The following is a 17,086-nucleotide window of genomic DNA, read 5'->3' on the forward strand; positions in this document are numbered from 1 at the left end:
CATTGATGCTTTTACCCGCGCTACATAGCCATGGTGGTCAGCGCCCCAAATATCAATAATCTGGTCATAACCACGACGTATTTTATTCAGGTGGTATGCGATGTCAGAAGCAAAATATGTCGGCGCCCCATTTTCTCGCACCAGCACGCGGTCCTTTTCGTCACCAAACCTGGAGGACGCAAACCACAAATTGCCATCCTTGTCATAAGTGTGTCCGGCTTCGCGCAACGACGTAACAACATCATTGATTGCACCGGTTTCTGTTAACGAGCGTTCCGAAAACCACTCGTCATACTCAACGCCAAAGTCTTTCAGATCGTGTTGAATATCTGCCAGTATGGCGTTTAAAGCGGCATCCAGCATGACACGAAAACCGGCGTTACCCAGAATTTCCCTGGCCCGATCGATGATACCATCAATATGCGCTTCTTTATCGCCCAGTCCATCGGGTGTTGCATCCGGTGGCAGGCCTTCAAAAATGATGGTCGGGGCACAGCGAAACTCTTCGCTATGGTCCCGATGCACATCTGCTGCGACATCAAAAACATAATCACCTTTATAACCATTCGATGGAAAATCCACCGCTTCGCCGCACAATTCCAGATAGCGCAACCAGACACTGGCAGCCAGAATATTCATTTGCCGCCCGGCATCGTTAACATAATATTCGCGATGTACAGAATAACCTGCCGTTGAAAGTAAATTGGACAAGGCCGCGCCATAAGCAGCACCCCTGCCATGACCTACATGCAGTGGACCTGTCGGATTGGCGGATACAAATTCAATTTGCACGCGGCGGTTTTTACCCAGCTCGGAGCGGCCAAATTCCGCCCCTTCATCATGAATCGTTTTGATAACAGAATAACCGGCATCGGCTGTAAGAAAAAAGTTAATAAAACCAGGACCGGCAATTTCCGTTTTTTCAACGTTTTCGTCTTTGGGAAGTACTGCCAATATCTGTTCAGCCAGTTCTCTGGGATTACGTTTAGCGGGCTTTGCCAACATCATGGCAATGTTGCATGCATAATCTCCGTGGCTACTATCACGGGTACGTTCTATCTGAACATCGGGATCAATATCAGCGGGTAACTGGTCGTTACGCTTAAGTTGCTCCAGGGCCTGGACAATCAGCTTTTGCAGTTGAGGTTTCATCGATACGTAAAAAATATTCAAAACAGGGTTGAGACAAAAGGCTCGCACATTATACAAACAATTACTGAAATTTGCTTGCTTTTGTTCCCGGTAACATTACCGCTATCAGTGACTTAGTATACATCGACCGGGTCTACGTCGATGGACCAACGAACTTTCCGACCCATCCTGGATTTTTCCAGTTCCAATATCCAGGGCTTTAATAGCCTGTGAAGCGAGCTTCGGTGTGTGGATTGAACAAACAACTGTGCGCGAAAACGCCCGGCGCGCTTTTCCATAGGACTGGGCATGGGACCCAGTAACTCAACATCTTGTACTGCAAACTCCTGAGCACGGTTTTTAGCTTCTCGTAAAAATTCCAGCGGCTGGGCAATATCTACCGCTTCGGCCCGCAACAGGGCCATATAACTATAGGGTGGCAAGTAAGTTTGTTCACGTTCTTTTAATGCCTGTTTTGCGAACTCAGCATAGCCTGATTGCAACAGGATTTGTAATAAAGGATGATCCGGGTAGTGGGTTTGCAACATCACTTCACCCGGTTTTTCTTCGCGCCCGGCGCGACCTGATACTTGTACTATTAATTGTGCCGTTTTTTCCAGGGCTCGAAAATCCACGCTAAACAGGCCCTGGTCGATGTTTAAAATTCCCACCAGGGTCACATCAGGAAAATGATGTCCTTTGGCCAGCATCTGAGTACCAATAAGTATTTTCGCGCCACCCTGATGAACCTCCTGTAACAAACCTTCCAGGGAACCTTTACGCCGGGTGGTATCCCGGTCAATCCTGATGACATCAACATCTGGCAACACTTTATTTAACGCCTGCTCAACGCGCTCTGTACCCTCGCCCACAGGAATCAGCGTCGAGCCACTGCAATCGGGACAACTTTGCTCAGCCCTTCGTTCCGCGCCACAATGATGGCAACGCAGTTTTTGCTTCCCATGATGATATGTCATATGGCTGTCGCAACGCTGGCAGCGCGCTATCCAGCCGCAGTCATGGCACAGCAGTGTTGGCGCAAAACCCCGACGATTAATAAACAACAACACCTGATTACCTTTTGCAAGATGTTGCTTCATCGTCTCCAGTAATTTAAGCGACAATCCATCGTGTAACGGTTGGCTGCGCAGGTCAATTAGATTGACTGATGGTGGTTTCGCTTTACCGTAGCGTTGTTCCAGCGTGATGTGCTGGTAACGCCCCTGATTCACATTATGCAGACTTTCAAAAGAAGGCGTCGCAGAGCCAAGTACTACTGGAATTCCCAGTATCTGCGACCGCACCACCGCCATATCACGAGCGGAATAACGAAAACCTTCTTGCTGTTTAAACGAGCTATCGTGTTCTTCATCAATGATAATTAATCCAAGCTCGGGAAAAGGTGTAGTAACTGCAGAACGTGTACCGATCACCACATTGATTTTACCGTCTTTTGCCCGTAGCCATGCATCCATCCTTTGCTTATCGGTCAGGGCCGAGTGTAGAACTTCGGTAGTATGATTCAGTCTCGACTGAAAACGCCGCGTCATTTGTGGTGTCAGGCTGATTTCAGGCACCAGAATCAATACCTGGCGCCCCTGAGAGACAACCTGGTCAATCAGCCTGAGATACACCTCCGTTTTCCCGCTGCCGGTCACCCCCTCCAGTAAAAATGGCTGAAATTCCTGTTGTGACTTAAGTACAGACTCCACCGCTAGCTGTTGTTCCGAATTTAACTGGAAAGCGACTGTTTCATTGTTATCCGTCCTAAATTTATCTGGCCCTGGTTCAATTGCTTTGTCTGAGACAACTAGGTCAGTTTGCTCGACCCAACCCTTGTCCATTAAGCGTCGCATGGGATCGCGCCAGTTGGAAAATTTGTCATTCAAGTCACTTGCCGGGACGGGAGTTTGCTGCTGGTTTAAGCACGAGAGAATTTCCATTTGTTTTGGCGAACGCTTCAATTCATCGGGTCTAATTTGCCGACCCAAATCTGTTGCCTGCCAGGCGGTGCTCTCTTTTGTAATTGCTAACTGCCCTTTGCGTAACGCAGCAGGTAGCGCCATGCCAAATACTTCACCAATCGCGTGATGGTAGTAATTGGCTGCCCATAAAAGCAAGCGCTGAACATCGTCCGGAATAATGGGCTTTTCATCCAGCAACTGTTGAATCTTTCGCAACTTGTTGTTTGGCACCGTCGTGGTATCGCTTACACCAACCACAATGCCACATACGGATTGGCGGCGAAACGGAACTAGAATACGACAACCTGAGAGACTGTTAGCCACCGCCGTAGCCTTAACGCTACTGGATGGAAGGTAATCGAAACATGAGCGAAGGGGTGATGATGGTATTGCGACTTTTATGTATCGAAAGGAATCTTTTAATGGCCGGGGCATAGAAATACTTTAACACTGTTCGATGCATATTGACATCTGCAGCATATCTGAGCCAGATAAAAAAGCCCTGTAGCTCTAGTGAGCTACAGGGCTGATCAAACGATGCAGTTGATCCGTTTTTACTTAGGGCACATCTCCTTCAACCACAACAGATGGATCTGATTCAAGCGTTGTATTGTCAGCTTGAATAATATTCGCGGTAACAACAATGTAGTGAGTGCCTGTAGCCAAACCAGATATCGCGTATGGCGGGCGTACATTAGTGGCACTGCCATTGGGAGCTGCAACCACGGCAGCAGAGTTACCGTTTGGATTTGTGCTCGTCCAATAAACATTATAGCTGGCTGCATTATCTAACAGTTGCCACCCTACAAAAACATCGGTTGTATCCGGGTCAAACGCGGTTTGAACATTGTACGGAATATCATCCAGGATCTCATCACAAGTCGTCATCGCGCCAAATGGACTACGATAACTGGGCGGACTATTCTCGTCTTTCAAATCATCCACAGAGGCAGGCAACCTGAACATTACTGTTTGCGAAGACTCCGTACCTGCTACACCAACGGTAGCTGTTAATGCCACGTTAACCCACAAGGCATATTCCTTGGCATAAACAATATCAAACAGGCCAAAGCCGTTAGCATCCGTGGTAATGGTACCAACCACACTGGCAACATTTCTCGGTTCAAGCGTTCCATTATTATTAAGGTCTTCGGAGGCATCGAGTACACCGTTGTTATTGGCATCCTCTCCTGCGTCAAGCAGCCCATTTCCATTTAAGTCTTCACCCAGATCTAATATACCATCCAGATTAAGGTCTTCATTACCACATGATGTGTTTGGCACTACATACCAGATACTATTAGTTTCGCTCCAGCTTAACCAGCCAGTATGATAGATGGTTGGAATCAATGTAAGCACGACATCGGTATTGGCAACTGCATTTCCGCCTGCATCCGTTACCAGAACCGTATAAGGATAGAGATACTGGATTTCCGCATCTTCTATTTTATTACCGGTACCTAACTTAACGAATAATTCATTCTGTGCAACAGTTAGATTCACTGTATCGCAGAGTGCCGGGGTTGCCACACAATCAGCACCATCAACCTTGGCCTGGATGGTAATACCATCTTTTGCCGTTGTTGCAGAGGTTGAAGTATATATAGTGGAGGCACGACCCTGTGAATCTGTGGTGTCGGTTGAGTTGGAAATCTGTCCTCCACTATTGTCCTTAACAATAGAAAACAGCACGTTCATATTTTTAACCAGATTATTGGTGGGATCACGCACTACAGCGGTCAGGGCAGCCTGTTCACCATTCGGTCCTATGGTTGTTCTATCAGCCTGCAAGTCGAGCGCATTGGCCGTTGTAGCAACAAATTCAATGGAAAGACTGGCTGTTGGTCCTGTCGGAGTGGTGGTTGCCGTAATGACAGAGGGGCCGGCGTTATCTGAATTAATCGTGATCGTCGCGTCTCCTGAGGCATTTGTTGTCGCAGTAGAAGCTGACAGTGTTCCCCTCGTGGCTGAAAAAGTGACTGTACTACCAACCACGGGATTGCCACCTGAACTCCAGTTTACCGTAACGGTATGATCTGTCCCGATATCTAAATCCGTCGCAGTCGGTGCTGAATAGGTAAACTGGTCATTTGAAACATTAATGGAAAATGTTGCACTAGCGCCCAATCCTGATACCGTAATCGTATCAGTACCACCTTGCGTACCCGTAACATCCACAGTAGCGCGACCGCTGGCATCGGTGGTCACTGATGCAGCGCTTAATGTATTACCTTGAGCGGATGCTACGTTAACCATCTGCGAAACCAGGCCCTGGCCATCAGAGTCTCTTACAAAAATTGTGAGTGTAGTGGTGTCGCCAAATACCAGCGAAGTTGCACCGCTCACAGTAATGATGGTTCCTGTAACGGCAATTTGAACCGTTGTTGATACAGTGCCGGCAGTAGCTGTAACCGTAATCGTGCGGTTGGTTGGATCACTGGCAGTGGTGAGATTTGCTGAGGCCACCCCGGTGGACGAAGTGGAACTTTGCGTCACGGTGAGGTCACCACCATCTGAGCTAAAAATTACGTCAATTCCAGACATGAGATTGTTGTTGGTATCTTTGACAATTGCACTGATATCAACACTATCTGTTGGACTCGATCCCAGTGAAGGCGTGCTGGTTAATAGCTGAATACTTGCTACGGTCGCACCTGTATCGGGATTAGTTGTTTGGGTAGGCGTGGTGGATGTACCTGTGCCCGTCGGATCACCAGTAAAACTATCTTCGCCACAACCGGTAGCCAGGCCAAGCACCAGCAACAGCACACTGGTGCCAAAAAGTTTTATATAAATATCTTTCGTTCTTGCGAAATAATTGATGCCCTTCATTTGCCTACCTACCTTTGGGTTGATTCCATGTTTCAATTAAAATCACGGCGCCATTATTGCCGCCTGAAAGTGTGTTCGAGAACGTGATCTATTTCAAGTAAGTTATTGTGATCACTTAGCTAATTTCACAACAATTAGCCATTTTACCCGTCAAATTTCGCTGTAACGCACATCTAAATGATGCACATTGTAATCCTCTTTTTTTGTCGGCTGTGTGGCTAAAATATTTAGTGGTATTTTTGTCTAATCTATAGCCAATTCACAAAGTTATTTCTGTTAATTAATCTAGGATGGAAAGGAGGAGAGGTTTTACTACATCCGTCATTTGAGAAGAGTGGCTCCTGCTACAAACAAGTCCTTGCTGAACATTATAAATGTGACCGTCGTTATTTTATACTCGCGACGTTGAAAAATTGCAACTAATACATCCGTTAGTTTTTACCGATTTATCCACAAAACCTGTGGATAACTATGTGGGTAAACAAGTGAATATAATGCTCTGTGGCGCTAGTTTATTATGTTTATGACAAAATGATTACAATGCACACAATTTTCATAATCTTGTAAAATCAATAAGTTATATTTCTTTTTCAGGGTTAACGGCAATTTGTTGGCGTTTTACGTCGCTGTACAACAAACAATCAAACTAAGTTGTGTATAAAATCCGTGGCGTGGAAAGCGTTGTCTTGATCCAGGGTTTAAAACTAATAATTATCACAACTTGCATGCATTGTTTGCTCTAAGTGCTTATTTTTTTATATTTCCTCAAACCCAAATCAACAAGTTGACTTAATTTCGTTATCATAGGCCGGACATTTTGTTAACCCGCTGACAAACTGGATTACTTTTCTGAATAATAATTATTAATATCTATAACCACTATAATGCTCAATGAATAAACAAAAACGCTACGAGATTTTTTCCCGGCTGAAGCAACACAATCCCAATCCAACCACAGAGCTAAATTATAAAACCCCCTTTGAGCTACTGGTTGCCGTTATATTGTCTGCACAAGCCACCGACAAGGGCGTCAACAAGGCCACCCAGAAATTATTCAAGGTTGCCAATACGCCGCGAAAAATTTTTAATTTAGGTGAGAAAGGGCTTAAAGAGTATATAAAAACCATTGGACTGTATAACAGCAAAGCTAAAAACATCATCAAAACCTGCGAAATCCTTATTAAAGAGCACAAGGCTAAAGTGCCCAATGAGCGCGCTTCTCTGGAAGCCTTACCAGGTGTGGGTCGTAAAACAGCCAACGTCGTATTAAATACCGCTTTTGGAGAACCCACCATCGCGGTGGATACACATATTTTCCGTGTTGCCAATCGCACCAACGTCGCACCGGGTAAAAATGTATTGGAAGTCGAGCTTAAACTACTAAAATTTGTACCGGACGACTTCAAACATGATGCTCATCACTGGATGATCCTGCATGGCCGTTATACCTGTATCGCCAGAAAACCTCGTTGCGGATCTTGTATCATTGAAGACTTGTGCGAATATAAAGACAAAGTTTACGAGTAACGGGAAAGTGTATGTTTGATCTGGATCGAGAACAAAGCCGGCAAATGTTTTTCAATGCCTGGGAGAAACAATCCCGGCAACAGGTGCTGGAGCCTATCGAATCACTGATCGTAGATGTCATTCAATTGCATCCTGAATACCACGCATTACTTGAAAAACCCGAAACAAACCAGGACAAGGATTATTTCCCTGAAATGGGTGAAACCAATCCCTTTCTCCACATGGGATTGCATATCGCCATCAAAGAACAAATCAGCATTGACCAACCCTTTGGTATCAATAAACATTATCAACGGTTACTGGCAAAACATCAGGACCCTCACATCGTTGAACATCAAATCATGGAATGTCTGGCACAAATGATCTGGGAAGCACAACGCAGCCACACCATGCCTGACAATAACGTTTATTTAGAATGCCTCAGTAAACTGGAGTGAGTGAAGATATATTGATAAAAAAAACCTGTAACTAGCAGCTCTACTCCACAGCAAATCAACAAGTTATTCCTATAGCATATCTTTTCTCTGTTTCAATGTAACAAACTCCCCACTAAAGGCACTATAAGCCAAACTTAAAGTTTTAATTCAAATACCTTAAGAAAATAGAGGAGATACAAAATGAAGACCCGTCGTAATGCATTATCTTTGGCCCTCGGTACCTCTGCACTGGTTGGTACATTAGCAGCCACACCCATTGCCTCTGCCAACGCGAATCCTTTTACTTTTAGTGACCTGGGTAACGGCTACATGGTGGCTGATGCTGAAGGTAGCAAAGCGAAAAAGGATGGCAGCTGTGGCGAATCCAAATGCGGTGATAAAAAAGCCAAGAAGGTTAAAAAATCTAAAGACGGTAGTTGCGGTGAATCCAAGTGTGGCGACAAAAAGGCCGACAAATCAGTTTAAGCATGGATAACAGCAACACCCGTATTACACCCGATAGCACTAATTCCGCCTGCCCCGTACATGGGGCAGGCCTTGGATTGCGACGAGTCATGCTGGACTCGCTGCTCAACCAAGTACCGGACGCCATCGACTTTTTCGAGGTAGCGCCAGAAAACTGGATGACACTGGGTGGAAAACTTGCCAGACAATTTCGTGCGTTAACAGAACGCTATCAGTTTGTAACGCATGGTCTATCACTTTCCATTGGCAGCCCGGCACCGCTGGATATCGAATTAGTAAAAAACATTCGCCAGTTCCTGGATACCCACAATATCGAATATTACACAGAACATTTAACCTACTGTAGCGATGACGGTCACCTTTACGACTTAATGCCTATTCCCTTTACCGAAGCAGCCGTCAATTACGTCGCAGAACGAATTCAAAGGGTGCAGGATATTCTGGGTCGCCGTATTGCCATGGAGAACGCCTCATACTACACACCGGCACCTGGCAAAGAAATGGAAGAAATTGAATTCATACTCGCCGTTCTCGAAAAAGCAGACTGTGACCTTTTGCTCGACATTAACAACATATATGTCAACAGCGTTAACCATGGTTATGATGCTGAAACATTTATCAATGCCATGCCCGGTGAGCGCATTGGCTATTTCCACATTGCCGGTCATTACAATGAAGATGATGACCTGATTATCGATAGTCACGGTGCAGATGTCATTGACCCGGTATGGCGTTTACTCAACAAAGCGTATGAGCGTTTTGGTAATGTACCGACCTTGCTGGAAAGAGACTTCAACATACCCCCAATGGAAGTTTTGTTAAAAGAAATAGACCTTATTCATCTTGCTCAGCAACACTCTGCGAGAAATGAATCATTAATCGCGTCTATTTAAGCCAGGTCATAGTACAGCCATGAATCCGTCCCCAAAAGATTCTAAAAAGAACACCGAACTACTCGATTTTCAAAGACACCAGTTCGCTTTCACTGCAACCATTCGCAACCCTGATGGTTTTCAGACACCGGATGGTATTGAAGAACGCCGCATGGCGGTATACCGCGAACTGGTTTTCAACAACATTGAAGATTTGCTGGCAAATTTTTTCCCCGTAATGAAGCAAATTACTCCCGATGCGCGTTGGCACGAAATAGTAAAAGATTTTGTCGCCAATCATAAAAGCAAAACCCCAATTTTTATGAAGCTTGCTGAAGAATTTGTGGTTTTTTTACAGTCGGAATATGAAGCAAAAATAGATGATCCAGAATTTCTGGTGGAACTAGCACATTACGAATGGGTGGAAATGGCGCTCGATACCGCCAGCGAAGAACCTGAATGGGAAAAAATCAATCGAGAAGGTGATTTAGTGTCCGACGCACCCTACCTGTCACCACTTATTTGGTCGTTGAGTTATCGCTATCCGGTACATCGTATTGGACCCGACAACATGCCCACGGAGCCTCTAGCAACGAATCTACTGGTCTATCGCGATACTGCAGATGAGGTGCAATTTATGGAAATAAATCCTGTTGCTGCTCACTTGTTAAATATTTTAAAAACTAACTCGCAAAGTGAAACAAAAAGCACTGGTATGCAACTACTTCAACAGATAGCAGACGAAATGCAACATCCTAATCCTGATATCGTAATATCGGGTGGTTTACAAATCATGCAAGAGTGGTTCAATCGCGACATTTTATTAGGCACTTACAGGTAACGTCTGGAGGTTCACCATGCCCGCTTTCTTATACAAACTACAGGAATACCTTGATCTTACTCGGCATGCTGATTTTCTTGCCCCACTATTTTTACGCCTGTATCTTTTTCCTGTGTTCTGGATGGCGGGTAATAACAAATGGAATTCATTTGAAGATACCGCGGCCTGGTTTGGCAACCCGGACTGGGGATTAGGATTACCTTTCCCAACCTTGATGGCCTTTTTGGCTACTTCTGCTGAGGTTGTTGGAGCATTAGCACTATTGCTTGGTCTGGGTGTCCGCTGGTTTTCTATTCCACTTATGATAACAATGCTGGTCGCTGCATTTGCGGTGCATTGGCATAATGGGTGGCAGGCAATGGCTGATAAATCGATGTGCCTGTTCAATTGTGATGCCCTGGATGGCGCAGCCAGCAGGCTGGAGCGTGCCCGGGATATTCTCCAGGAACACGGTAACTATGAATGGTTAACAGAAACAGGGAGTTTTGTGATATCCAACAATGGTATTGAGTGGGCTGTCACTTATTTTATTATGCTGTTAGCTTTGTTTTTTACTGGTGGTGGCCGTTACGTGAGTGTCGACTACTGGATTAAACAGAAATATGGCAATAAATTAGAGAATAGATTTCACTCAGGGACTGCCAAAGCTATCTAGAATTATTCAGCGCTTTGCAATCCACCCCAGTGGCACAACCTGTTAATTAAGAAGTGTTTTGCTGACAAACGAAGGTGATGGTTCTTTACCATCACCGTATTTTTTGGCATATTCAAATTAATGTTTTTTACCGATTAATTCTATCTGGTAACCATCAGGATCTTCGATAAAAGCAATAATCGTGGTTCCCGCGTTCATCGGCCCGGCATCGCGGATTATTTTTCCTCCCCGATTTCGTATTTCATCTGTAGCCTGATAAACGTCATCTACCTCCAGGGCAATATGACCAAAACCTTCTCCAATATCATATTTCTCAGTGCCCCAATTATAGGTCAGCTCAATAACCGTATTATCAGACTCATCGCCATAGCCAACGAAAGCAAGGGTAAACTCGCCGTCCGGGTATTCTTTCTGTCGTAATAATTTCATACCGAGTACTTCGGTATAAAACTGAATAGATTTCTCCAGATCACCAACTCGAATCATAGTATGGAGTATACGCATCGTTCAGGTTTCTCCTGTTATTAATTAAAATTAATAAACAAATACTTTAGCTAGTACGCCGGATCTGCAAGTAGCACAATATCAGACATTCTCAGTTTATTGAGCACATCCTGGGCCTGCTGCTCACTGCCGTCAATTTCTACAGTGTATAAACCAATTTCTGTAGGCCCTGCAACAGTTTCTGCCTCCAACTGCAAAAGGAGTTTTCTAATCTGCAGATGGGTTGCTTCATCCTTAAAGATCAAATTCAGCTGCTTGCCCTTGCTTTGTTGTAATAGTTGTGTCGCTGTTATGTTTGGCTCAACAGGACTGGTGTTATCAGAACCACCAAAAGTTAACACCAACACCAGAATCAAAAACTGGAAAATTGCTACGCCCCATCCTATTCGTGATGAGGAAAACACGTGTTCCAGAAAGTCTACTTTAATCGTTGGTGCTTTTTCCTCTTCAGTTTCTGCATCCAACAGTTCTTCGAGATCTTCCAAACTGTTTTTAATCGCACTATACAGCCTGTCCAATTGCTGCTTACTGGTGGTATCCAGTTGATCAAAATACGATTCGATTTCGTAAAATTCTAAATATTCCTGTTTTAAATTTGGATCATTTTTTAATGACTTTTCAAATGCAATTTTATGTTTTCCGGACAGTGCGCCATTGATATACAGAGGAATTAGTTCCCGTAAAATATTGGACTTGGAAACCTGGTACTTTTTTATACCGTGCTTTTTTAATTTTTCATTAAGCAGGTTTTTTGCATCAAACACACGGGCTTTTACATCATCAATCGTCAAGCCTGTAATTTCTGAAATAGCGTGGTATGTATAAATATTTGTTAAGACCAAAACCAGGGAATCTCGGGACTCTACTGGCAAAGAATCCATTGCGTTTAAGAACGCTCGCTGTCGATCCAGTGCCGCGATATTTTCCGATTCAGCACGTTCATTCCTGTCGTGTTTGTCTGCCAGTTGCTGGCTCGACAATGCGAGCTCTCGTGCAATACTGATTAACCAACTTGTGGGAACCAGTTTTTGATTGTAATCGGCTGCTGTTTGCCAGGCTAGCTGGTAGGTTTTAATCAATAACTCATTCGACAGGTCTGCGTCCCCGGATAAACGTTTGAGATAGCGATACACCGCGCTACTGGTTGTTGCATAAAGTTGCGCGAAAGCTGGTTCGTCACTCGCCGCTACACGACTGATCAATTTAATTTCAGAAGCTTTAACGGACATAATCAATGCGTCTCCAACTACAGCCAAAAGCTGCAGAAAATATCAAGCCTTGAAACCCATGAACGATCAATGTGACCACCGATTTTTGTTGCAGTAATTATGATATTCCTTTCCGGATACTGTAGCTCTTGCGGCTAAATTTATCGCTAGAAAGAAGAAAGGTGCCTATTTGGGGCTACTGAATATTACCACTTGGAGGAGATGATTGGAAACTATGCCACATTGGTCTTGGTTTACCCAGTTGGTATCCCTGCACATGATCTACACCGAGCTCGATGAGCTTTTCCAGGGCTTCCTGAGATTCAACAAATTCTGCTATGGTTTGTACACCCATGATGTGACCAATCTGGTTTATAGATTCAACCATTGCCAGGTCAACCGGGTCATTCGCGAGATCCCTGACAAAGGAGCCATCGATTTTCAGGTAGTCAATCTGAAGATTTTTCAGATAACCATACGATGAAAAACCACGACCAAAATCGTCTAAAGCAAACTTACAGCCCATTCCGCGTAAAATTGACATAAAGCGGGTTGCGCTTATTAAATTAGAGATGGCCGTAGACTCCGTAATTTCGAAACAGATATGAGAAGCGGGTACGCTCGTTTTATCGAATTGGTCTATCACAAAACTCAGAAAATTTTCATCATCGAGTGATTGTGCTGACAAATTAATGGCAAACACACCAATTTGCTGATTACGGCTCATTCGGTCACTCAATAGTTCCAGGGCGTGTTGCACCACCCAACGATCAATGGAAGGCATTAGTGAGTAACGTTCCGCCGCTGCTATAAACGAATTCGGCCGTATCAAATCACCTTTTTCGTTAAGCATGCGCAACAGGATTTCATGATGCGCTTCATGGGAGTCTGGGACATTTAAAGGTACGATACTTTGACAAAACAGGCGAAACTGGTTTTCTTCCAGCGCGCCGCGTATGCGTTGAATCCATTTCAAATCTGCGTGACGCTGCTTCAATGCAACATCCTGTGCACGATAGACGTGGATACGATGATTGCCTTTATCTTTGGCAACATAGCACGCCGCATCTGCTAATCCCATGATATCGGCAATACCACCGCTATCCGCATTGATGGGTACTAAACCTATGCTGACACCCATACGAATTGTTTCACCGTTCCAGGCAAAATCATAATCTCGAATTGTTTCACGGAAGGAATGCGCTGTTTCCAATGCATTGTGAATGGAACAATTATTTAACAATACGGCGAACTCGTCTTCGCCCAATCGGGCCAATACATCAGTATCGCGTACTTTTGAATGCAGCAGCGTTGCCACCTGCTTTAATAACTCATCACCCGCTTCCCTGCCATGGGTATCATTGATCGCTTTGAACTTACTGACATCGATATAACATAAGGCATGATGGCGCCCTTCAGCTCTGGCGGCAGATATCGCCTGGTTAAGTCGCGAATCAAACTCGCGACGATTTATGAGTCCTGTCAGTGAATCGTGGGTTGCTTCATACAACATCCAGCGCTCCATGCCCTGCAGTTCAGTAATATCCCGAAATATAATCGCAGCGCCAATGACACTGCCTTTTTCATTGCTGATTTTTGAGGACGACTCTTCGATGGTAAATTCCCAGCCGTCTTTTCTGAGTAATATGGTTTTACGGGGATGCTTTTTACTGGAGCTATAATGGCGGTCAAATACAGAACTGATTCTTGGTTCGCGAGTTTTCTCGTCAACCACATGAAACACATCTTTCAATGGCTGGCCTTTCGCTTCGTGACAAACCCATCCAGTCATTTGCTCAGCAACTGGGTTCAGGTATTCAACATAACCGTCTTTACCGACAGTAATAACGCCATCGCCAATATGATCCAGTACGGTATTAATCAACGCTTTATCCGGTAAAAGCTCATTTTGTTTAGCAGGCGAACCTTTTGTAGACTGCGGTACATCAGTGACATCATTACCGACACATACCGCACCAACCACTCTGCCGTTAATCCCGTGCAGTATACGCACTGTCCAGGCAATCATTTTGCTGCGACCATTATGCGTACGACACTGCTTTTTCAATCGCATATGACTGGTCATCGACTCAGGATCTTTCTGCAATGCCAGTACAACTTTGGTAGGAAGGTTGGCTTCAATATTATTGCTGAATAAATCTTTAGCGTACTGGTTAGCGAAAACAATGTTTCCCGACAGATCCAGTTTAATCACTGCACTACCGGCACCTTCGATGATGCTGCGATAAAGTTCTTCTTCAATACTGGCATCTTTGTATTCGCGAAAGATAAAAACTTTGCCACATACCCTGCCCTTATCAAACAACGGCATGCTGACAAACACAATAGAAAGAACAGATCCATCCTTGCAGGATATGTTGGCGCCTTTATGTAAGTGAGAACAACCAACACTTTTTACCGCGGCACATTCTGAAGCACCCAGTGAAGCAATCGCATCGACTTTAAATTTAACAGCGTTGAAAAAGTTTTTACCGAGCAGGCTTGAGGAATCCCATCCCAGTAACCGTTCCGCGTCTTCGTTAAGGAATAACAGTTTGCCGTCGTTATCCAGCGCAAACGCACCTTCACCGCGAACCGTTGAGATTTCCAGTAATTCGCCTTTACTGATACCGTTTACTAAGTTGAGTTGATGCTGCAATGTGACCCCGTCATTTTGTCAAATTAGCTTAGCGTTATTATCGATACTACCTTACTCTTTTTTTGTGAATTGCCCAATAAAAGATTTACTCATTGGTCATTCTTTTCCATTGTACATTATTTAACCATCCCGTCAAAAATAGCCTTTGCCCCACATAAGCTATTAATAACAGCCGGAATTTAGGTACGCGCCGCCAGCCTCAGTCTCAGCGCATTGATTTTAATAAAACCCTCTGCATCTTTCTGGTTATAAGCGCCGGCATCGTCTTCAAATGTTGCGATATTGGCATCAAACAAACTGTCTGTTTCGGAATCCCGCCCCATAACGACCACGTTACCTTTATATAATTTAAGACGCACTCTGCCGTTTACGGTTGACTGAGAGGCATTTATCAAATCCTGTAAGGCCTTGCGTTCCGGGCTCCACCAGTAGCCGTTATAGATAAGCTTGGCATAACGAGGCATCAAATCATCCTTGAGATGGGCAATTTCGCGATCCAGGGTGATTGACTCCATAGCACGATGTGCCTTCAGCATGACAGTACCCGCGGGAGTTTCATAGCAACCACGCGACTTAATGCCGACATAGCGGTTTTCTACAATATCTGCACGCCCAATTCCGTTGGTCCCTGCCAGAGAATTGAGCTTTTCCATCACTTGAGCAGGGCTCAGTGGCTGGCCGTCTATTTCCACGATGTCGCCGTTGCGATAGGTCAATTCTATGATTGTTGGTTCATCAGGTGCATTTTCCGGAGAAGTCGTCCAGCGCCACATATCTTCTTCAGCATCTGCCCAGGTATCTTCCAGGACACCGCCTTCGTAGGAAATATGCAGTAGATTCGCGTCCATAGAGTATGGCGATTCCTTGCCCCGTTTCTTCTCGACGCTAATGCCATGCTTTTCAGCGTATTCCAGTAATTTTGTACGGGAATTTAAATCCCACTCCCGCCAGGGCGCTATGACATGTACGTCAGGTTTCAGAGCGTAATAGCCTAACTCAAACCGAACCTGGTCGTTGCCCTTGCCGGTGGCGCCGTGAGATACCGCGTCAGCACCGGTTTCATTCGCGATTTCAATTTGTCGCTTGGAGATTAATGGACGCGCAATCGACGTGCCCAGTAAATATTCGCCTTCGTAAATTGCATTAGCGCGAAACATGGGAAACACAAAATCACGAGCAAATTCTTCTCTTAAATCATCAATATAGATTTCTTTTACGCCTGCGGCTTTGGCTTTTTCCCTTGCTGGCTCGACTTCTTCACCCTGACCGATATCCGCGGTAAATGTAACGACTTCACAGTCATATTCATCCTGCAGCCACTTCAGAATTATGGAAGTATCCAGACCACCGGAATAAGCCAATACAGCCTTTTTAACACTCATTTTTGCAATACCAATTAGTTAGTTATTGAAACTTTGACGGGGGAACAGGGATTATAGGGGTTTCGCGCCATGGATGAAACCGGCAAATCAACCATACATAGCGAGGAAAAATTGCTTACGAAAAATTCAAATAGCGCCCGAATTCCGCCCTGCCCGGGGGCCAGGAAGCAAGTATTACCGCGAGAGGAATATTTCTGTGTGGTTTCGGCGAAGAAAAAGTTATTCGAGATAATCAGACAGGATGCCGGTGGTTTGCCGCAAACGCAAACTCAGTAACTTGGCGATTTTCCGCAAAATACGGTTACCTAAGGCGGGGTGTTCTTCGTTTAAGCGATCAAAATGAAATTTGGTAATCAGCACCAGCGTGGTGTCTTCCACCGCTATTGTCGTCGCTGAATGGGGCAATTCGTCGAGCAAGGCCATTTCGCCCATGGTTTTACCGGGGCGTATTGCGGTAAGGCGCTTTGTGTCGCCATCATTTTCTTTATAAACATCAACCCTTCCGTCTACCACCAGGCACATAAAGCTTCCCTTGCCACCTTCCTTGAAAATGGTCGTTCCATTTTTAACCGCATAGGCACGCGCATAACCGGCGACAATCTCCGTATC

The 17,086-nt window shown here is 44.8% G+C and carries 14 protein-coding genes; 6 read left to right on the forward strand and 8 right to left on the reverse strand.

Annotated features, from left to right (window positions below):
- The 3 genes from argS to ACWVCM_RS16305 form a co-directional block, all read right to left on the reverse strand.
- Window positions 1–1,152 (reverse strand): arginine--tRNA ligase (gene argS / locus ACWVCM_RS16295; protein WP_455202828.1); only part of this gene is annotated, 1,152 nt, incomplete at its 3' end.
- A 113-nt stretch (window positions 1,153–1,265) separates the two neighbouring features.
- A complete protein-coding gene (locus ACWVCM_RS16300; RefSeq protein ID WP_455202829.1) occupies window positions 1,266–3,530 on the reverse strand; it encodes a primosomal protein N' in 2,265 nt (754 codons plus the stop codon).
- A gap of 123 nt (window positions 3,531–3,653) precedes the next feature.
- Window positions 3,654–5,927, reverse strand: a complete 2,274-nt coding sequence (locus tag ACWVCM_RS16305; protein ID WP_455202830.1) for a beta strand repeat-containing protein — start codon at window positions 5,925–5,927, stop codon at window positions 3,654–3,656.
- A gap of 891 nt (window positions 5,928–6,818) precedes the next feature.
- Between ACWVCM_RS16305 and nth the strand changes: the two genes are divergently transcribed.
- From nth to ACWVCM_RS16335, 6 genes are all read left to right on the forward strand, one after another.
- Entirely contained in the window at window positions 6,819–7,454 is a 636-nt protein-coding gene (gene nth, locus ACWVCM_RS16310; RefSeq protein WP_455202831.1) for an endonuclease III, read from the forward strand.
- A gap of 11 nt (window positions 7,455–7,465) precedes the next feature.
- The gene (locus ACWVCM_RS16315; RefSeq protein ID WP_455202832.1) at window positions 7,466–7,891 is read left to right on the forward strand and encodes a DUF1841 family protein; all 426 of its coding nucleotides are present in this window, start codon (window positions 7,466–7,468) and stop codon (window positions 7,889–7,891) included.
- 180 nt (window positions 7,892–8,071) lie between these two features.
- A complete protein-coding gene (locus tag ACWVCM_RS16320; protein WP_455202833.1) occupies window positions 8,072–8,356 on the forward strand; it encodes an HvfA family oxazolone/thioamide-modified RiPP metallophore in 285 nt (94 codons plus the stop codon).
- Window positions 8,323–9,249, forward strand: coding sequence for an HvfB family MNIO-type RiPP peptide maturase (locus ACWVCM_RS16325; RefSeq protein ID WP_455202834.1), 927 nt, complete (start codon window positions 8,323–8,325; stop codon window positions 9,247–9,249). The genes ACWVCM_RS16320 and ACWVCM_RS16325 overlap by 34 nt, the downstream gene beginning before the upstream one ends.
- Before the next feature lie 19 nt (window positions 9,250–9,268).
- Entirely contained in the window at window positions 9,269–10,069 is an 801-nt protein-coding gene (locus ACWVCM_RS16330; RefSeq protein WP_455202835.1) for an HvfC family RiPP maturation protein, read from the forward strand.
- Window positions 10,070–10,085: 16 nt separating this feature from the next.
- Window positions 10,086–10,724 (forward strand): HvfX family Cu-binding RiPP maturation protein, encoded by a 639-nt coding sequence (locus ACWVCM_RS16335; RefSeq protein ID WP_455202836.1) that lies wholly within the window; start codon window positions 10,086–10,088, stop codon window positions 10,722–10,724.
- 117 nt (window positions 10,725–10,841) lie between these two features.
- Here the strand turns inward: ACWVCM_RS16335 and gloA are convergent, their stop codons facing one another.
- From gloA to ACWVCM_RS16360, 5 genes are all read right to left on the reverse strand, one after another.
- Complete coding sequence (gloA, locus tag ACWVCM_RS16340; protein WP_455202837.1) at window positions 10,842–11,228, reverse strand: lactoylglutathione lyase; 387 nt, start codon at window positions 11,226–11,228, stop codon at window positions 10,842–10,844.
- 50 nt (window positions 11,229–11,278) lie between these two features.
- Entirely contained in the window at window positions 11,279–12,457 is a 1,179-nt protein-coding gene (locus ACWVCM_RS16345) for an RNA polymerase sigma factor (RefSeq protein ID WP_455202838.1), read from the reverse strand.
- Between the two features lie 175 nt (window positions 12,458–12,632).
- Window positions 12,633–15,095 carry an EAL domain-containing protein gene (locus ACWVCM_RS16350; RefSeq protein ID WP_455202839.1) on the reverse strand — a complete coding sequence of 821 codons (2,463 nt, stop codon included), beginning with the start codon at window positions 15,093–15,095 and terminating at the stop codon, window positions 12,633–12,635.
- A 179-nt stretch (window positions 15,096–15,274) separates the two neighbouring features.
- Window positions 15,275–16,477, reverse strand: coding sequence for an argininosuccinate synthase (locus ACWVCM_RS16355; protein WP_455202840.1), 1,203 nt, complete (start codon window positions 16,475–16,477; stop codon window positions 15,275–15,277).
- A 219-nt stretch (window positions 16,478–16,696) separates the two neighbouring features.
- Window positions 16,697–17,086 (reverse strand): Crp/Fnr family transcriptional regulator (locus tag ACWVCM_RS16360; protein ID WP_455202841.1); only part of this gene is annotated, 390 nt, incomplete at its 5' end.

It is taken from the genome of Kaarinaea lacus, from assembly GCF_975902315.1.